Origin of the sequence: Arcticibacter pallidicorallinus, from assembly GCF_003002875.1 — a bacterium.
Taxonomy (GTDB): domain Bacteria; phylum Bacteroidota; class Bacteroidia; order Sphingobacteriales; family Sphingobacteriaceae; genus Arcticibacter; species Arcticibacter pallidicorallinus.
Genome location: NZ_PVTH01000005.1, coordinates 215971 through 235849, shown reverse-complemented (window position 1 = coordinate 235849; position 19879 = coordinate 215971). Strand labels below are relative to the sequence as shown.

The window sequence follows — 19879 nt, the reverse complement described above, 5'->3', positions numbered from 1 at the left end:
TTTGTAGTCTAAACGCCTTTTATAAACTAAACCATCACGCAATGAAAATTTTTTTTGCCAAGATCCTCGCTGTAATGCTTTGTCTAACGGCCATTATGGCTTTTATTCCATATGAGCAGCGTTCCGAAAAGCCAATTTACCTCAATACCGCTTACAGTTTCAAGGAAAGGGCGGCAGACCTGGTATCCAGAATGACGCTGGAAGAAAAAATGAGTCAGCTGGGCAATACCATGCCGGCTATTCCGCGTCTCGGTGTCAATAAATATGACGTCTGGGGCGAGGCACTTCATGGCGTGATGGGGCGGAATAATAATAGTGGGATGACGGCTACATCTTTTCCGAACAGTGTGGCTGTCGGCTGTACCTGGGACCCGGAGTTGATTAAACGTGAAACTAAAGTCATCGCCGACGAGGCACGCGGCTTTAATCACGAACGAATTTTTACGTTAACATATTGGTCGCCGGTGATCGAACCAGCCCGCGATCCTCGTTGGGGTCGTACCGCAGAAACCTTTGGAGAGGACCCCTTCCTGGTATCGGAAATTTCCAGAGGCTTCATTCAAGGATTAATGGGGGACGATCCAATATACCTCAAAACGGTTCCTTGCGGTAAGCACTTTGTGGCCAACAATACCGAATATAACCGCCATACGGGCTCGTCTGATATGGACGACCGGGACTTGCGGGAGTTCTATCTGCCACCTTACAAGGCGTTGATTGAAAAAGATAAGCTGCCTTCTGTGATGACTGCCTACGGAGCCGTAAATGGCACACCTATGTCGGCACATGAGTTTCTGGTGGATTCTGTCATCCGCCGCACCTACGGGATGGACGGCTATATAACAGGCGATTGTGGTGCGATATCCGATATGATAGGAGGGCACAAGTATGCAAAAGATGGCGCGGAGGCCACCGCTATGGGTCTTACTGTGGGTGTGGATAGTGACTGTGGTGATGTGTACCAGGTAAGCGCGATTGAGGCTTTAAAAAGAGGGCTGATCGATGAGGCTCATATCGACAGGGCACTTGTCAATATGTTTACTATTCGCATGAGGTTGGGGGAGTTTGATCCTCAGAATATAGTTCCCTTCGCCGGTATCCGGCCCGATATTATCAATGATCCTTCTCACAATGACCTGGCACTGGAAATTGCTACTAAAACTCCTGTGCTGTTGAAGAACAATCAGCTTGCCAAGACAGGGCAAAAAGCTTTGCCCCTTAAGCCGGCGAACATCAGGAAAATCGCAGTATTCGGTCCAATGGCTAATAAGATCGAACTGGGGGATTACTCCGGTCCGGTAGAACCCGCTTTGCAAAGTACACCATTGGCAGGAATCCGGAACTATGTTAAGGAAAAGGGCCTCAATATCGAGGTGATGCACGCTGAAGGGGGAAATACAGAAAGAAGAAATGATTTTTTTACTCTAAATAGCTTTTCCACGGTCACCAAAAGTGGCACAGTAAAAGACTACGACGCCACTAAATTTGATAATGCGGCCAAAGGGCTCATCACGGAGCCGAGGTTCGGACGCGTGTCTGTAAGAGGTATTAAAAATGGCGATTGGACATCTTACGGCAACATCAACGTAGGCGAACTGGATTCCATGAGATTTAACTTAAGTGTGGCCTACGATGGCGGCGTTATTGAAGCAAGGGTAGGATCGCCAACAGGTAATATTATCGCCTCACAAACAGTAGCGGCTAAAGCGCCGGCGGGCGGTGGAAGTCCTTTCGGCGGCAGGAACATTACGGTGGCTGCAAAAGTAAATACCCTGGGCATAAATGGTCCACAAGAGGTGTATTTGGTTTTTAAAGAGCCCGAGGCACCTGCTACGGATAAGCAGACCCTTCAACTGGCGGCCTCTGCCGATGTGGCGATTATTTTTGTGGGTACAGATCAGAGCACCGGACGTGAAGAGTCAGACCGTTTTTCTCTGGCCTTACCAGGGAACCAGATGGCGCTTATTAAGGCTATATCGGCTGCAAATCGGAATACCATTGTCGTTATGCAAACCATGGGGATGGTAGAAGTGGAAGCTATTAAAAACAACGCGAATATCCCAGGGGTCATTTTTACGGGGTATAACGGTCAGGCGCAGGGTGCCGCAATGGCGAAAATCCTGTTTGGCGAAGTTAACCCCGGCGGAAAGTCAACGCTAACCTGGTATAAATCGGTTAACGATCTTCCTGATTTCAATGACTATACACTGAGGGGTGGAGCAGGCAAAAATGGCCGTACCTATTTGTATTTCAACAAAGATGTTTCGTATGAATTTGGTTACGGACTTTCGTATACAACCTTTGATTACAGCAATTTTAAGATCAATAAAAATACGATGACGCCTAAGGAAAAAGTAACCGTTTCGGTCGATGTTAAAAATTCAGGCAAGGTAGACGGGGATGAAATTGTGCAACTGTATGTGAAAACACCTGAAAGTCCGGCGGCCCTACAACGCCCCATTAAGAGGTTGAAAGGTTTTAAACGGGTTACCATCCCAGCAGGGCAGACCAAAACGGTGCACATTGAGGTAGATGCTTCCGACCTTTGGTTCTGGGATGCAGAGAACGATAAAATCACCTTTGACCAGGGTAAGTATGTATTCGAAATAGGGGCATCATCCAAAGATATACGGGGGGAGGTTGCGGCCACCATGACCGGTACCTACAAGGCAGTATTGAAGACCGTGGTAGCAAGCTCGGATAAGATCGTTTTGACGCCTGGAAACACTGCTCTTTCCCGCCTTACTGCAAGCTTGTCTGACGATAGCTTTTTAGATCTCAGCCGGGCAAAAATTACTTATAAAAGTAACAATCCAGCGGTGGTTTCAGTTGACGCAACCGGGAAGGTAAGTGCAGTGCGTCCGGGGGTTGCCACCATTTTTGCAGAAGTAAGTTATGATGGCAAAAAATTGTCGGGCAGTTATCCTGTCAAGGTAATGCCGAACCTCAAGCCCGGATCTGTTACGGTAAACGGAAAGGCAATTCCCGGATTTAGTGCCGATGTGCGTGCATACAGCTATTTGATGAGTAAAAAGTCTGCTATCCCGGTAATTAAAGCTACGGCTGCCGATAAGAACATTTCCGTAGATATAGAGCAGGCGAAGGGGATACCGGGAACCGCGGTAGTCAATTTCATCGATCACCTTACTTTCGAGAAAAACTCTTACTATATTAATTTTGATGTGGCGTCGGTGAGCGACGAGTTTAACGCTTCTTCGGTAGGGAAACAATGGCAATGGTTAAGAGAGAATCCCGCTACTCGCAACTTGTCAGCCAAGCCCGGAGCACTGACCATCACTACAGAACCGGGAGACGTTTCTGAAGCAAGTAATAACGCCAAAAACATCCTGTTACAAAGTGCCAATAACGATTGGATGATAGAAACAAAGCTTGTAGCTTCAAGAACGCCTGCCCAGCCGGAAAATGCGGGACTGCTGGTTTACCAGGATGACGATAATTTCCTGAAATTGATGTTCCGGGCAGTTATCAAAACGACCAGGCAAACGGGTGTGCAGCCAGGATCAATAGATCTGTTGATTGAGGAAAACGGGATCGCTAAATCGATGAAGTGGGTCGATCTGAAGGAAGAGATCACGGGCAATAAAGATTTAAGTCTCAGGTTGGAGAAAAAGGGCAGTGTCTATACCGCTTATTATTCTTTAGATGGTGTTAAATTTAACCAGCTGGCTACTGCCGATATCATGTTGAAGGATATTAAGGCCGGATTGATTGCTGCTGATGGAGTGGTGACGCAAAGCATGACCAGCACCTTTTATTTCGATAAGAGCACCACCAAGCCAGGTACTCCATTTAACGTGTCGTTTGATTATTTCAGAATCAGCAATACGGGTTTAAAATAGCCTTTAGAGAATAGTCAAATTTGGTTCAGCCCTCTGATCAGGAATACCTGATCAGAGGGCTTTTTTAGTCGAACTCATGTAGGATGTTAAAACGGACTTTCAGAAACTTGTACGAGTAACTTTTCGAGCTGCTACAAGAGTCTTTGGTGTTCAAAGATAAAAAAGGGGGCAAAAGAAAAGCCCTTCTTGATATCAAAAAGGGCTTTTTCTACAAGTGACCTGGGAGAGGCTCGAACTCTCGACCCACTGATTAAGAGTCAACGACTTCGAATGTTTTTATTTGAAAAAAACCGCGTTTCTGATTTACTGGAGGCTAATTTAAGGATTTTTTGGATTAATGCAAATAGGGTTCTGACGTATTTGTGACGCTCTTAAACTACGGTATACACATGTTCTTCTTCTGAATTGAAAGCAACCTTCGCGGTTTACTAATGAGCGGGTGATAAAATAACTTTTGAAGCCTAAGTTCAACAGCTTAGGTAGATATTATATAGAAAGAACAATTGTTTTTAACTTTTAAAAATTCGGCGCCAAACAATTCAAACAATACAATTAGTTTGTATGTATGATACTTTTCGGCGATCATCGCCGAAAAGTTCAGTTTTTGTAAATAGGAATATTATAAACTATCAGTCTGACATCAACATCATCCGTCTTGTTGCCTGCCATCATTATTCTAGCAAGGTGCTTGATCTGCTTGGGGTTGACAAGTCTGACTGACATACCTGGGAGATGCCCGAACTCTCGACCCATTCATCAAGCTTGTCTGGCCGGAAACTTTGTTTTAAATGGTCTTGCTACCTGGAGGACGTCACAAAATGACTAATGTATTAGACAAATATTTCTAAAATTCATAATCTTCTTTCATTTTCAAATTATAATTCCAATTATTGCTTAAGAATTCACTACTTCGCAATTTCAGAATTCCTGGTCTTAAGTAAGCAAGTAATATCGGTGTCAACCAATTGTCAATCTGTAATAGCGTAGTATCTACTCCTTCTATTGAGACTATTAATTTTTATATACTGTGGACTATCTTAATTTTGTTACACTTGGGAGTGACATGCCGGACCCAGAACTTACTTTTTAAATGACCTAAAAGACAGATTCGATGCCGACACATCAGATCCTCAAATTGTATTGAAGACACTTCAATTTGTTAATTCCCCTGAGTATTCTCAGAAACTGGTGGATATTACGGTTCGAAAGGTGCCAGCCAATTCGGTCAGATAATGCCAGTTCTTTCGGTTCAAATGGTGCCAACTTAGTTTGATGTGACCATTTCCATTATGGTTCAAATGGTGCCACTATCGGACGGGAATCTACTAACGGAAAGCTATTGAGCGTAACGATTACGGTTCGTTTTGTGCCACTTTATAGATCAAGGAAACTACCTTGCCGCTTTACATATACAGCGACATGGCCAACATACTTGATCCGATGGACTTGAAACAAATAATTACATTACATCTTGATGGTACCAGCAACCGCAGGATAGGCTCAATACTAGGGATCTCCCGGAATACGGTTAACACCTATATGCAGCTGTTTGCAGCAAGCGGAATTTCATTGGAAGAACTCTTAGTCTTTGAGAATGCTGACTTATCTGAGTTGTTTTCCTCCCATACTACTGTTGACACAGAACGGCATAACGAGCTTATGCTATATTTCGAAGGGGTCAACCAAGCGCGGAATCATCCTGGGTTCACTTTTTTGCACCACTACCAGCAATACGTAGAGCAGGCCCAGGAACCATACAGTTACACCCAATTCCTTGAGCATTACCGTCGTAAATACCCTAAGGAGAAGGGCTCCATGAAACTTGATCACCTGGCCGGTGAGGAGATGTTTGTCGACTTTGCGGGAAAGAAGCTACATATAATCAATAAGGGAACCGGGGAGCTTATTGCCGTAGAAGTATTCGTTGCCATTCTCCCCTGCAGTCAGTACACCTACGTACGGGCATGTATGAGCCAAAAAAGGAGTGACCTGATTTCGTGCTGTACAGAGACCCTGCGTTTCTATGGCGGAGCACCCAAGGCCATCATATCAGACAACCTACGGTCAGCGGTCAATCGTGCCAGCAAGTATGAGGCGGATATCAATCGGAGCTTCAAAGACTTTGCCCGTCACTATAACTGTGTGATCAATCCTACGCGTGGGTACTCGCCTCAGGACAAAGCTTTGGTCGAGAATGCTGTGCACCTGGTCTATCAACGAATCTATTATCCATTGCGCGAGATGACCTTCTTCTCGCTGGAAGATCTCAACAAAGAGATCAGCATACTGCTGAAGAGTTATAACAATCTTCTGTTCAAGCGAAAGGAATCCAGCCGCATCGAACTCTTCCAGAGTATTGAAAGGCAGTATCTCAAAGAGTTACCAGCTCAGTCATATGAGTTAAAGGACTATAAAAGAGCTAAAGTCCAGAAAATGGGATATGTTTACTTCTCGCCCGACAACAGCTACTATAGCGTTCCCCACCGGTATATTGGAAAGGAGACCTCGATCCATTACACCCAAAGCCGGATCGAAGTATTCTATAACCAAGAAAGGATTGCCTTGCACCAGCGTAACCTGACCAGAGGAAGCTATAACACCAACAAAGATCACCTGAGTAGCACGCATCGGTTTTACTCTGATTGGAGCCCGGAGTTCTTCAGTAAAAAAGCAGCCTTACACGGGGAGCATGTACTAAAGTGTGTAGAAAAGATAGTGACATCGCAGGATTACCCTGAGATTGGCTACAAGCGAGCCTTGGGTGTGATCCAGCTATACCGGGCCTATGGCTCTCAGAGGCTCAACGATGCCTGCAAAAGAGCTCTGGATACGGATGCCTGCTCGTACAGCTGCATAAAAAATATCCTTAAAAATAATATGGACAAAGTGCCCCTGGCTGACGGACAGCCGGAGCAGGCACAGCCCCATATCCCTTTTCATAGTAATATACGCGGAGCCTCCGCATACCAATAACAACAAAAAGACAGAACAATGAACAATCAGACAATTGACAAATTACGGAGTATGCGCCTGGGTGCCATGGCCAGGTTACATCTTCAGCACGTGGAGCAAAACAGGCTTGAGGGAATGACATGCGATGAATATCTGGCCCTGCTGACCGATCATCAATGGGAGGATCGGGAAAACAATAAGACTGAGCGCCTATTGAAACAAGCCTCCTTCAGACAGAATGCCAACCTCGCTGACATCAACTACTCAGCAGAGAGGAATCTGGACAGAAATATGTTCGCCCGGCTTGGTACACTTGATTTTGTATCCCGAAAAGAAAATATCATTATCTGCGGCGCTTCCGGCACAGGTAAAAGTTACCTCTGTCAAGCACTGGGACACCAGGCCTGTCTATCGGGCATAAAAACACTGTATACGATTACAGCCAGGCTCTTTAAGAAACTAAAATTGAGCAAAGTGGATGGAACTTACCTCAAAGAACTGGAAAAGTTGACGAAAATGGAACTGCTTATTCTTGATGACTTTGGCCTGCAGGCTTTCGACAATCAAGACAGGGAAACGCTGATGGATATCATCGACGATCGCCACGGAAAAAAGTCAACCATGATATCCTCCCAGATACCCGTTTCCGCATGGTACGAAATTATCGGTGGTGAAGGCACTATTGCCGATGCAATCCTTGATCGTATAGTTAACTCATCCCACCGTATAGACCTCAAAGGGGAGTCCCTGAGAAAAGGAATATTGAAACAAGAATAGTACCGCCTTTTTTATATAATTGTACGATCTTTAAAGTGGCACGGTTTGACCGAAATAACTGGCACTATCCCTCCGAAATACCCACACCCGAAAGAACTTATGGATTTCGATTTTGAGCAACCTAAATAGCCCCTTTAACAAAAGATAGAAAAGGAAAATAGAACTGATTGCTTTAATATCAAATGTTAAAGAGGAGATTGTTTTTTATTCTTTTTGAGCTTTTTTCCGAGTCTATTAATTGCCAATTGCATTTCATGATTGGAGTAATCATTTTCTATTTTAGGAAAGGATGCAAAAAGTTTGTTCACCAGCTTTTGGTTTAGAAAGAGAGCAAAATTATCTGGCCATAACCTATCCTCGATGATAATATCCACTTGGTTATTGATCATGGATTTGAGAACATCATACGTCCACGTGGTGTCGAACAGCGTTCGAAAAAAAATATCTACGGCATCCCAATTCCGCTCTATTTGTTCACCAAGTTCGTCCCAATATTCAGGGTCGTCGCGGTAACCATCGATCAGAAGGTTTTCATTACGGCTTCCTATCCAATTTTTGATAAGTTCTTTATTGATCGGTAACTTGAATTCACCTGCTATTAGTTTACGATCCATCCAACACCTTTGGTTGAATATGAAGCCTGGATCATATTTTATTTCATCATAAAGCCCATTTTCGTGGGTAAAGCAATAGCCATTTATAATGCGGTCTTTGTACAATTTATATTGCTCACGAGTAAATGGATAGTAGGTACAAAGTAAACGCTGGGCAAACTCCGGGTGATCAAATAATAATTGGACGTTTTCATCAACGTAGGTCTCCTCGGTGATGGCCCAGAAAACACGTTTGTGAATAGAGTTAAATCTATCATCCCTAATCAACGCCACATTTTCCGCGTTTCTTTTGGCCTTGCCGCTATAATTGTAAGACCCGAGCAAGGTCAGATCCTCGTCTATGATCATAAACTTGCGGTGTAAAAAGCGCCCATCGATCTTCTTTTTGATCAATATCCCTATGGCTTGGAAATCGTTAGCAACGTCTAAAAAATACTGGTCATTGATCTCGTTATCATCAACCACCAGTTCTACTTGCAACAGTGAGTTCCGAAGCTTGGCCCGGTATAAAGCACGTTTAATAACGTTACTCGTTAGCCACGCCATAACTATCAATACAGATATTTTGGCCTCGCTGATCAATTTGACCACCACTGGTTCAATATTTTCAAAATGAGCCTTAATAACAATTTTTTGTTCCATGAAATTAGTTACTGAAATAATTGATGAAGCAGGAAGCCCATTTTCGATAAAAAGGTGTTGTCTACACCGTTCCGCTAACCTTAGCTTCAATAAATTTCAGGTTACGATCAACGATTTCTCTATAAGGATCTCGTATGACCAATGTTTTTATCTGATCTCCTTTGATCACTTTCTTAATAATGATCAAAAAGTATTTATCACCACGACGTCGCATACTATCAAATTCTGGACCTGTAATGTGGACATATGGTGTGTTGTCGACCATACCTTTTACCTCTATAGCGAGGTCATGCGAGTCTAAATAAAGGTCATGCCCGATGCCAACACTTTGGTCATCGATGGACTGGTCGGCTATTCTCGGGAGATTGAACCAACAGACCGATTTCGCCACGCTGGCATCCAGGCCTAATAGTTCCAATAAGCTGGGTTCAGCTTCAATAAGCTTTTTGTACACATAATACTCAGCCATTAAACCAATATCCTTACGTGCATCCTCTGATAGCTCCGCTCTTGGAATAGGCATCGTATGGTTTGTAGCCGGTCTACGGGTCACGGGGGCTGTAAAGACTGGTGAAGTGGCTGTATCCACTGCTGGGGTGAACAATTCGCTTGGTAAAGATGTGAATTGGTCAAGGTACTCCAGCGACTCTGCTAAAGTGAACTCTGTTTCCAGTTCGATCTGCTCGACCTCTTGATGCACAACTTTACTTACAGGTTTAAATGCTGGGTGAAGGTTGGGGTTAGTTGGGACCGGAACAACAATTATGGTGCCTCCTTCATCACGAGGTTTGTCAACATAATAATCTTCGGTGAGTAAATTTTGAATTTGCTCCACCCTTACAAGATCAATATCAAGATCAGCCGCGTATCTTCTTTTACTTTCGCCTTTTCTTACCGGGTCTAAAAGTTGTTCAAATACTAAATTTAACCGTTTAAGTTCCCTACCTGTATAATGTTCAAAATAATCCAAAAGCGCTTCGCTCAATTGGCGTGAACGGTATTGCACATTAGTTTCGATGTTAAGCCTTGCTTTATCTTTATCCCCGGTAGTGTAAAACAACTGCCTTAATTCTATCGTTTTATCGCCTGCGACGTAATGATAATTGACTAGTAATTGCTGGTGAATGTATAATTCGGCGGTTTTAAAATACTGGATATCAACATCCGTAAAATTGTTGTCGAGGTCGGCTTCGACAAACGCGATGACGAGCTCAAGATTTTTGACCGTTGAAATTAAACTTTGAACGTTGCCCGTACTGCCTAGGCTAAGCGCGAAAATTGAACTTATCGGCCGCCCAATATCCTTCGCATGTTTACCCCATTCGTTTTTGTCCCTCTTAGTAAATGAGAACGGGTTATCAATATATCGAAGTAACCCATTTGCCGAGAGTTTATCAAGTAATGCCTTTTCATCGATATGAATGCAATTTTCGCCTAATTCCCAATCATAGCTTTGATCAATAAGGCTTCGGCAAAGATATTTCCTCTTTTTCAATTCGGGCAAAGAAACATGCTGGCGGTGGGCATTGTAAAAATCGGACAGGTATGCTAAGAACCGGTGATAGCATTTCTCATAGTTACGCAGGTCGCTAATGCTGTTTAGATCCGTCGCCGCAACATGGTCCAGTAAGTTGTAAAAGTTTTGCGCAGATTTTATATTAAGGTGTTTTAGATCAAAATCTTCTATAAATTGTGCATGCAATACGTTATCCAGTTCGCCCACGGGGTAATAAGCACTTATAACTTGGTTGGCGGTTTTGATCTTTTCATCTTGGGTAAGGTAAATAACTTCCTTTGCGCGGTGAAGGGTCTCCGGTTGACCAGCTTGCTTTGCGGGGATCCAAGCTAATTGTTGCAATAGCCGGTAGGCAGCCGAAGACCGGGTCTTTTTCTTGTCGTCATAGGACTGCCCATCGACAGCCATTTTTGCGTTATATCTATTGGTAATTATAAAAAGCCGGTAGGTCGGCCAAGCATTGCACCACGCTATTGCAAACTCTGCTGATAAGTAATATGGTTGATGTAAGGCCCTGTCGTTCGTAATGATCGTGTGGCTATCATTATCCTCGAAAGTAGTTTCTCCTTCTACTATATAAATAGCCGGGATGGTCCAAACGCCTAAGCGGGCTAAAAATGATCGCCAGCTTTCTACATCATTGGTGATACCAAGCGCGGTCCAATCAATTGCATCGAAATCTTGGTTGTAAAAAGAACCATAAAGAAAGTCGTCAAAGTAAACCGGTGAATAGAGTGGCGACCGCCAAGACAAATTCTCCGTTTTTCTATTCTGGGTTGGTAAGTGAATAGATTCTGTTATCGATTGGCAAGCCGTATCATCGATGCTTTCAAATTGCTTTAGGAAATAGAGCAATTCCACGATGATCTTTTGATCTTCAGCTATAATAGGATTCTGCACCTTTAAAACCTTGATCGCGGTATTGATCAAGTTCTGCTCGTTGAATTCCCGCACCCCAAGGTATTTCCGTGCCTCTTCCCTGATCCTGTCTATCTTGATCTCGTTATTTAAAAAAGATACCGACGCGTCTAGTATCGCCGGCGACTTTAAATTAGAACGCCTTTGGTAGTAGATTTCTGTTTCGTTCGACTTAACTAGGGTATTATTTTGCGTGAGTAATACCTGCTTATCGGTGACCGTTAGTTTCCGGCTATTTAATAGCTCGTATAAACTGGTAAAAAACGCCGGGTCATCAACGAATTGTAGGCACTTCGCCTCGATATGATGCTTGATAGAAGAATCAGGCAGGTCAACCACGCCGCATTCCTTTTGCAACCACGATTTGATCCTCTCGCTTGGCGCTTTAAATAAACACTTTTCCCCCAAGAACCCATCACGGAAAACTTCGTATTCTGCTTGGGATACTAAGTAGATCTCGGATGGACTTTTATAGGCATTGCTGGGTTCATGGTATATAAAAGACGACGTACGCAATCCAGCCCGCAAATGATCATAGAACTTATCCAATTGGTTGTTGCTTTCACGCGTAAAGGCCAAGATCTCTAATTCTTGCCTTGCGAACTCCGCTTTGATCTTTTCAAGGAACGTCCCCGAGTAAAAAGCCGCGATTTGCTTGAATAGCGTTTGGTTTAAATAGCTGTCGGTCGCCAGTCGCTTACGGTCGAGGGTGACGGCAAATAGGCTGTGTATACTAAATGAAAGGCCTGTGCCGAAATCCATCCCGTAAAAAAGGTGCAAGCGAGCTCTCGGGGTAGGTTTAAATTTCCCGTCTTCGCCGATTTCTAGCAAATAGCGGCATTCAGCGCTGGTCGCATCCCCGAAAGATTCTAACTCTTCGGGTGAAAACCGTGCAATATCTGCCGGGGGTAATTCGAGAATTGTATCGTAAGACTTAAAGTTTCTTTTTGAGCCGCCAGTCGAAACTGTAACCGGGTTATGCTCATCATTCAAGGTTAAATCGGAATCGCCGATCTGTAGAAACTGAATAGCTTTTAAAAATACGAGGTCTTCTGGCGCAAGCAGGTTAGCCGCAACTAGGCTTGTCTTTCCTTTGAAGGCATCCTTTAATGGGAACCGAAAGATCGTGGTAAAGCCCTGTGTTGCAAGTACGGGGTATGCAGCCGTTATGTTTTCCTCCCGGTACATCGGGTACTGGAAAAGCGGCAATTCGGACGGTAAATGCTTGTTACCCAACTCTATTGCAGCGGCAGCTGTATTGAAGACGATCGTTCCGTAGTTTGTGATCACCTCCGGCGAATCCGTTATTTCAAGCACGGCACTGAAACCGATCCCTTTATGGCCGATGAAGTCCCTTGAATCCTTGGTTGATATAGCTGGAAAACAAAGACTGCGTACCCCCTTGCGGTCAAAAGGAATACCGTTATTGGCAAAATAAAGACAATCGTTTTCCAACCATGCTTTTATACTCCCATTTTTTACCCTGCCTGCAATAATGGCATCGCGTGCATTTTGTAGTAATTCTAAAAAGAAACGCGATTTGTACGAGGCTGCGAATAGCGCTTGGACTTTCCGTGCGGACTCTAAGGATTCTTCGCTGCGGTCGCGATGTTCGTCAAAAACCTCGCCCACGGCTGCGCGTAGCATAGCAGGCGTTTCGATCGTATTTTCAAGCATATTAATAAGGTATCGAGGCTTTGGGCCGGTCATAAAGATATATAATATTGTAAATAAGGGTATCAACTTTTACAGGTTGCCGTTAGAAACTTCCTTTAAGGATCCGCAATTCGCCTTACGGGATACAAATTTTTTGGTCATATTTACGTTATGCAACAACAACCCTCATTTGAACTAGGTACGGGCCCTGCGAACATAAATGCACTATCTAGGTTGATAACAACCAAGTGGGCCGAGGATGATCTAAATATAGGGTCGCTGGTGATCGTGCCGTGCTTTCATTGGATGAGTATGCTAGTGTGCAGATTCGTAAGTTAGATTAACCAAAAGTTCCTTGATAATCGATACTGAAAAGCATCTAGCGTACAAAAATTAGTAAATGAATTAACGAATCTGCACACTAGGCGCGTTTTAAACGTCCACTTGTATTGCTCACAGGCCTTGGAATTTTCTTTCAGCATTGAAAAAGAAAATGATGAAGGTGAATTAGTAGAAGACGTATTTTTTGACTGGTGATGATCTACTTATCATACCAGCTAGCTTGCGAAAAAAAATTTTAGAAAAAATGTTTTACAAATGTTTTACGACATGTTGGAATCACCTGTTAGCCGTCTAAAAATAAGAGAGTTACTAACGGGTTAAAATAGAACCGGAATCTGATATTCCTGTTCAGCAACCTCTCACTGAATTTTGTATTGCCCAGATATTTTACTGAGTTGACTATCGCAAAAGGATAAATTCATAGCAAGCGAGCTCTTGTAAATTTCCAAATTATGATTTAACTCCTGGTTACGAGAAGTAATCATATTTGAGAAGAAAACCCGATTATGTTTTTACCTCAGAAAACTCCGGCTTCCACATGCAAAACTGCTGGCCCCTAGTTAATTGCCTTGCAATAGACTTATCCATTTGGACCTTAGTTTGTAATCTTCAATGCTAATTTTTAAGTATTATACCTATTTTTTAGCGAAGTAGGTTGAATACTTTAAAAATGTTATTACATTAATGTATGATCTGCTCCAATAGCATGCGGGCGATTAGCAAGTTATTACTCCATACCATGTTACGTAGGAGATTAATTTAGGAGAAACAAGCTTGTGAGTTGACGTGTTTCATTTGTTAAATGCAAATAGAGAGATAGCTTTCTTAATGCGCTTATAAGAAAACATCTAATTGCAGGATTTTTGAAAGGAAATCGCCAAAGTCTGCAAGTCCTTCTCGTAGGCAGACCAGATTGTGAGTTAAAACGTCATAAAATCGACAAAGCGATTTTTGACCTTCCCAAGAAAAAGCCGTAAATTGGCCTCTGTAAGCTGGAAAGCGCGATTTTTCTCGAAGCAAAAGGAGCTATCCAAAGGACTCATAATCTTTTGGTCCCTGGTTCGAGCCCAGGTGGGCGCACGAAGTACCTTCCAAACAGGTACAAACAAGTGTAACAAATCGAAAAACCCTGTAAATACATCCATTTACGGGGTTTTTTGTAAAATTTCAATTCAAGTAAGTTCAAAGAGAATCAATCTGCTCGTTACCAATCGACTACCTGTTTTTTGTTTTTACCTTTGAGGTAATACAAAGTGCTGTAAGTCTCTGCTTGTTAGTTGATTACGACCAAAAAAGTTGACTAAAATCGCCTTGTTTTCAGGCTGTTTGTGTTACCTCTGTGTTACCTGAAATAAAGGCAAGAAATAGGATGTATTGAATGAATTTAAAACTAAAAAACAAATTTTATGAGATCATCACAGTCATTCGGAATTCACTTCACTATCAGAACTGATAAGGTAAGAGAGGGGAAAGTACCAGTTTACGCTTGCGTAACGGTTAGCAGGTTGCGTAGCTATATCGCCTTAAAACAATTAGTGGAGGTAAAGAGCTGGGATAATGCCAAAGGAGCATTAAAAGGAAACCGGGAAGAATTTAAAAGCATCAACAATTATTTGCAGGAAGTTAGGATGGCAATCGGAACCTGCTACCAACAGCTAAATCTTAAAGGAAAGATGATTAGCGCTGAAGCCATCAAGGATGCATTCCTGGGAACAGCCAAAGAAGTCCACACGTTAAGCAGCTTGTTTGAATACCATAACGAAACGGCCGCCAGTACGCTCAAATGGAGTACACTTAAGCATTACTATGTTACTCAGCGCTATCTCGTAAAGTTTATTCAAAAGCAGTTCAAATCAGCAGACCTGTATCTTCACGAACTCGATTACAAGTTCATCTACGACTTTGAAACGTTCCTTCGTAATCATAAGCCTGTAGACCACCAGAAGCCCTTAAACAATAATGGAGTAATGAAGCATATTATTCGCGTTAAGAAGATGGTTCACCTCGCTATCCAGCTTGAATGGATTTCTAAGAACCCGTTTGCTAACTACAAGCTCAAAATTCAGAAAGTCAACCGGGAGCATCTTTCTGAAAAAGAACTAAAGACCATGGAGAACAAAGTTTTTGATATCGACCGGATTGATATGATTCGCGATCTCTTTGTTTTCTGCTGCTATACCGGCCTTACTTATGTGGATGTGATCAATCTGAAGCACGATAATATCGTAGAAGCTGCTGACGGAGAAATGTGGGTGAGAACTTGCAGACAGAAGACGGATATTCCGGTTAATACCCCACTGTTACCTAAAGCGGTAGAAATCCTGAAGAAATATAAAGACAATCAAAGAGCCTTACTAACTAATACCATTTTTCCGGTAGTTTCTAATCAGAAGGTAAATGCTTATCTGAAAGAGATTGCCGAGGTCTGTGGTATTAAGAAGAATATCACTTTTCATTTAGCGAGACATACGTTTGCTACCACGGTTACGCTGTCTAACGGAGTTCCAATTGAGACAGTGAGTAAGATGCTGGCGCATACTAAGATTGCAACGACTCAAATATATGCTAAGGTGTTGGAGAAGAAGATAAGTGAAGATATGGCGGCTTTGAGGAAGAAGCTAAAGGAGGTAGTTTAAAGACGATGATTAGTTAGCGAAATCTTAATAAAACAAGCTCAACTGTACTATCATTAAAGTCAAAAGTATTTTCCTATATTAGCTCATCTTTAAAGAAAATCTGGCCATTCCTTAAAAAAGTCGAACCGCTTTTATTAGCGAAGCTATGTTTATATAATAGACACGGATGCCTTTATCTTCAACTACGTTGAAGATAAAGGCATCCGTAAGGCGAGTTAGTACGTTTGATATCAACTTCGTTGATATCAAACGTACTAAGAGAGTGAAAATCCATCCCAAGCACGGGCTACCCTTAAGGGTAGCCCGTGGTATAGGTTCCCCCCCCCGGGGTAATACATATATCATTTATATAATATAATTGTTTATTTTTGTAATAAATATCTAATAAATTTATTACAGATTTAGAATAGAAAATGCCTTCACAATCAGTTCATAGTCAGGTGTATAATAAGATAGTAAAGCATAAGCGCGGATTGCTATTTTCTCCATCCGATTTTTATGATATTGGAAGTGTGTTGGCGATTAATACGGCCCTATCCCGGTTAGAAAAAGAGAAGATAATAGAAAGAATTGCACAGGGAATTTATTTATATCCCAAAAAAGATCCGGTATTTGGAAATTTATATCCATCTACAGAAGAAATCGCAGAGTATATCGCCAAACGTGACCATGCTCGTATTATACCAACCGGCGCGGCTGCGCTTCAAAAGCTCGGTTTATCGACGCAGGTTCCAATGAATTTGGTTTACTTCACAGATGGTGCTCCACGAAAAATTCGTATTGGCAAACAAAGTATTACCTTCAAACCTACTACTCCAAAAAAATTAGCGGTACAAGGCCCTATCAGCAGTTTGGTAATCCAGGCTTCCCAGGAAATCGGCAAATCAAAAATGGGCGGCGAACTTCGAACGAGGATTCTTCAGATCTTGCAGAGTGAGACTGAAAAGAACCTTGAACATGACGCAAAACTCGCACCCGCATGGATTGCAGATATTTTAAAGGAGGCTAAAAAAAACATCAAGTTATGATCGCTTGGCTACAAAATACAGCGGAACGTCAACGAGAATTATTAGGTTTAACCAGTAGCCGCAGTGGCTTACCAGCAGGCGCCATAGAAAAGGACTGGTGGGTGACACTGGCATTAAAAGCGATATTCCAGACACCTTGGTCAGATGCCATGGTGTTTAAAGGTGGCACATCGCTCAGCAAGTCGTGGGGCTTGATAGATCGTTTTTCAGAAGATATAGATTTGGTGCTGGATCGTGCAGTACTCGGATACCCCGGAGATTTGAGTAAGACAAAGATTAAAACGTTACGCCGTGATTCCTGCGCCTTTATATCGGGAGAATTTCGCAAAAATCTTGAAGAGCAGTTTCTTGCTATTGGGATACCAACTGAACTATTTTCATTAACGGTCAAAGAAACAACTGAACATGACCGTGATCCTCAGGTGCTCGTGTTGAACTATGCCTCAGTTCTCGATAAAGATCCATATTTACGTGAGGCTGTACTAATTGAAATTGGAGCCCGCTCATTACGAGAACCTTCCGAACAACGAGAAGTTGGCTCATTGATTGGACAGACGTTAAAAAACAACGAGGTCGCAGGTTCACCGTTTAGCATTTTGACCGTGACACCACCGCGCACCTTTTTGGAAAAGATTTTCTTGTTACATGAGGAGTTCAGCAAAGCAGAAGAAAAAGTTAGAAGCGAGAGGATGTCTCGTCATTTATATGATATTGAACGCATAATGCGTACCGACTATGCAGAACAAGCTCTCAGCGATAAAGAGTTGTATCACAGTATTATTGCTCATCGGGAGAAATTCAACGCATTGCGGGGTTTAGATTATAGCGGGCACCAACCTGCTACTATCCGTTTTCTGCCGTCAGGGGAAACGTTAAAAGATTGGGAAAATGATTATAAAGCCATGCGTGAAAGTATGTTTTATGGTGAATCGCTTTCTTTTAGCGAGTTGATGCATAGGTTGCATGTTTTACAAAAACGCATCAATAAGCTGTCGTATTCAAGATAGCGCATGCTATAAAACTCATTCATCATCCCATCCTGTTAAGATGCTCTCCTTCCGAGTGCATGAACTATCAAGAGTTCCAAGCGCTGTATTCTCAATAGCTTAGGGAAATCTTTTTTCGGTCATGAAGATGCTAAGAGACGTCTTGTTTAGCTGGGAACTCCAATAATGGAGTTAATATCTTTTTTGCCTTTGCATTTCCGTACTGAGACACATAACGTTTTAACTTTTTGGTGTCCATAGTACGAACCTTTAAAGCTATTTTTTTTAATACTTCTGTTGGATCTTCGGCAAGGGTTTCAAGGTTATTAACCAGATCAACCAACAAAAATTCTTTGGTTACTTTACTCGGAAAGTGTGGCTTCATCCGGAATGAGAACTTTCTGTTCCCTAGTTTAAATTCACCGTGCCTTTTATGATTGTATACCGTCCTTTCGTTATATAACTGCGTACCAACCCCTAAACTGTTATAAGAACTTGCTGAAGTAAGCAAAAATCTATCGTCTTTAAGAAAGCTTCGTATCAAAACATCTTCCTCCGGTGGAGTTTTACCAAAGGCACTTAGTTTCGGATAATAGTATAGGCCTTGAGAAAGTTTTTGAAGTGTATCTTCCTCAACCAAAGCATCAAGGTGCCGATCAACAGATTTAGACCATTTGACTAAATCATACCTCCGATACACCCGGCCTCTTTTAAGTTGCTTTTTTAATTCCTCAAGCCTGTTCATACTTTCCTTAACACAAAAATAGTGCTAATATTTTACAACATGTAAATATTTTTATTTAAAATTCATGCAAATTTATGGTATATCTATCTCATAGTAAGATGATAAACTGGTTGATGTTGATATAATTATAATCGTACGAACTGCTGCCCAAGAGATATAGTACATACCTGTTCAAAAAACTCATACACCCATTCCATTCCTTTGTTAAGCCGCTCTTCTCCTAAGTGCATGAACCTGTCAAGAGAACATGGAATAAATCGGACTGACGAAGGAAGGGGAATTTATGCCGTGAAAGCTCTTGACGGGTGAAATAAACGTGAGACCTTCGCTTCTCAAAGAATGAGATGATTGATTTAGACCATCTCTTTTGAATGGTCAGCAAGATGTACGTTTGTCGGACAAACGCATCTCGCCCTCCGGGTAGAAGCCTGGATTTCCGGCTTCAGCAAGATGTACGTTTGTGGCACAAACTAATCTTGCCTATATCAAAAATCCTCCGAAGTCGGATTTTATAAAGACCATTTAACGAGTACCAGTATAGAAGACGATCGTCGAAAAATTCATTAATCATCAGCACCAAGTTAGGCCAAGGGCTGCTGTGGCGGGCAAAAGCTTCCGGCATAAACCCGCTTGTCTTGGCTCTTGCCCATTTATTCCTTTTCCTTTTGCCCTTGATTGCCCTCAGCCTGCTGAAGCGCTATAATTAATTCATTAACCTCAAATCATCTAATTATGGAAAAGCTTCAATCTCAAATTTCATTGTTCCAGGTAGCCGAAATCAACGTGACTTACAAACCGAAGTTCAAAGCTTCCGAAAGGCCGGCAATCTCCAGTTCTAAAGACGTTTATAATATCCTGTACCAAAACTGGGATACCAATAAACTAGAGCTACTCGAACAATTTAAAGTGCTTTTGCTGAATAGGGCAAACAAAGTATTAGGAATATTTGAAGTATCTACTGGTGGCATGGCCGGAACCGTTGCCGATCCCAAGCTTATCTTTTCAACCGCATTAAAAGGCTGCGCAAGTTCAATTATACTTAGCCACAATCATCCTTCAGGCAATTTAAAACCTAGCCAGGCTGACATTAATCTAACAAGAAAGATAAAAGATGGAGGAAGGTTACTTGATATTGAGGTGCTTGACCATGTGATTATTACCTCCGAAAGTTATTATTCATTTGCAGATGAAGGGCTCTTGTAGCTCT

Annotated in this window: 10 protein-coding genes; 7 read left to right on the top strand and 3 right to left on the bottom strand. The window is 42.3% G+C overall.

The window, feature by feature from the left end:
• Nucleotides 1-41 precede the first annotated feature (41 nt).
• From B0I27_RS10230 to istB, 3 genes are all read left to right on the top strand, one after another.
• Complete coding sequence (locus tag B0I27_RS10230) at nucleotides 42-3860, top strand: glycoside hydrolase family 3 C-terminal domain-containing protein (RefSeq protein ID WP_219905006.1); 3819 nt, start codon at nucleotides 42-44, stop codon at nucleotides 3858-3860.
• Nucleotides 3861-5279: 1419 nt separating this feature from the next.
• Complete coding sequence (gene istA, locus B0I27_RS10225; protein WP_106293144.1) at nucleotides 5280-6833, top strand: IS21 family transposase; 1554 nt, start codon at nucleotides 5280-5282, stop codon at nucleotides 6831-6833.
• An 18-nt stretch (nucleotides 6834-6851) separates the two neighbouring features.
• Entirely contained in the window at nucleotides 6852-7589 is a 738-nt protein-coding gene (gene istB / locus B0I27_RS10220; protein WP_106293143.1) for an IS21-like element helper ATPase IstB, read from the top strand.
• Between the two features lie 185 nt (nucleotides 7590-7774).
• Here the strand turns inward: istB and B0I27_RS10215 are convergent, their stop codons facing one another.
• Nucleotides 7775-8845 (bottom strand): phospholipase D-like domain-containing protein, encoded by a 1071-nt coding sequence (locus B0I27_RS10215; RefSeq protein ID WP_106293142.1) that lies wholly within the window; start codon nucleotides 8843-8845, stop codon nucleotides 7775-7777.
• Nucleotides 8846-8906: 61 nt separating this feature from the next.
• Nucleotides 8907-12956, bottom strand: coding sequence for a sacsin N-terminal ATP-binding-like domain-containing protein (locus tag B0I27_RS10210; protein WP_181276743.1), 4050 nt, complete (start codon nucleotides 12954-12956; stop codon nucleotides 8907-8909).
• A gap of 1727 nt (nucleotides 12957-14683) precedes the next feature.
• Between B0I27_RS10210 and B0I27_RS10200 the strand changes: the two genes are divergently transcribed.
• The 3 genes from B0I27_RS10200 (at nucleotide 14684) to B0I27_RS10190 (ending at nucleotide 17948) form a co-directional block, all read left to right on the top strand.
• On the top strand, nucleotides 14684-15913 hold the full coding sequence (locus B0I27_RS10200) for a site-specific integrase (RefSeq protein WP_106293139.1): 1230 nt from the start codon (nucleotides 14684-14686) through the stop codon (nucleotides 15911-15913).
• A gap of 413 nt (nucleotides 15914-16326) precedes the next feature.
• Entirely contained in the window at nucleotides 16327-16941 is a 615-nt protein-coding gene (locus B0I27_RS10195) for a DUF6088 family protein (RefSeq protein WP_106293138.1), read from the top strand.
• Complete coding sequence (locus tag B0I27_RS10190) at nucleotides 16938-17948, top strand: nucleotidyl transferase AbiEii/AbiGii toxin family protein (RefSeq protein WP_106293137.1); 1011 nt, start codon at nucleotides 16938-16940, stop codon at nucleotides 17946-17948. The genes B0I27_RS10195 and B0I27_RS10190 overlap by 4 nt, the downstream gene beginning before the upstream one ends.
• 130 nt (nucleotides 17949-18078) lie before the next feature.
• On the opposite strand, the gene B0I27_RS10185 is transcribed toward B0I27_RS10190, so the two are convergent.
• A complete protein-coding gene (locus B0I27_RS10185) occupies nucleotides 18079-18672 on the bottom strand; it encodes a DUF6088 family protein (RefSeq protein ID WP_106293136.1) in 594 nt (197 codons plus the stop codon).
• Nucleotides 18673-19404: 732 nt separating this feature from the next.
• Between B0I27_RS10185 and B0I27_RS10180 the strand changes: the two genes are divergently transcribed.
• Nucleotides 19405-19875 carry a JAB domain-containing protein gene (locus tag B0I27_RS10180; protein WP_106293135.1) on the top strand — a complete coding sequence of 157 codons (471 nt, stop codon included), beginning with the start codon at nucleotides 19405-19407 and terminating at the stop codon, nucleotides 19873-19875.
• Nucleotides 19876-19879 lie beyond the last annotated feature (4 nt).

Bases quoted from the DNA above. Each gene is read 5' to 3' on its own strand.
- B0I27_RS10180 (WP_106293135.1), top strand. From the start codon at position 19,405: ATGGAAAAGCTTCAATCTCAAATTTCATTGTTCCAGGTAGCCGAAATC.
- istA (WP_106293144.1), top strand. From the start codon at position 5,280: ATGGCCAACATACTTGATCCGATGGACTTGAAACAAATAATTACATTA.
- B0I27_RS10230 (WP_219905006.1), top strand. From the start codon at position 42: ATGAAAATTTTTTTTGCCAAGATCCTCGCTGTAATGCTTTGTCTAACG.
- B0I27_RS10200 (WP_106293139.1), top strand. From the start codon at position 14,684: ATGAGATCATCACAGTCATTCGGAATTCACTTCACTATCAGAACTGAT.
- B0I27_RS10190 (WP_106293137.1), top strand. From the start codon at position 16,938: ATGATCGCTTGGCTACAAAATACAGCGGAACGTCAACGAGAATTATTA.
- B0I27_RS10185 (WP_106293136.1), bottom strand. From the start codon at position 18,672: ATGAACAGGCTTGAGGAATTAAAAAAGCAACTTAAAAGAGGCCGGGTG.
- B0I27_RS10215 (WP_106293142.1), bottom strand. From the start codon at position 8,845: ATGGAACAAAAAATTGTTATTAAGGCTCATTTTGAAAATATTGAACCA.
- istB (WP_106293143.1), top strand. From the start codon at position 6,852: ATGAACAATCAGACAATTGACAAATTACGGAGTATGCGCCTGGGTGCC.
- B0I27_RS10210 (WP_181276743.1), bottom strand. From the start codon at position 12,956: ATGCTTGAAAATACGATCGAAACGCCTGCTATGCTACGCGCAGCCGTG.
- B0I27_RS10195 (WP_106293138.1), top strand. From the start codon at position 16,327: ATGCCTTCACAATCAGTTCATAGTCAGGTGTATAATAAGATAGTAAAG.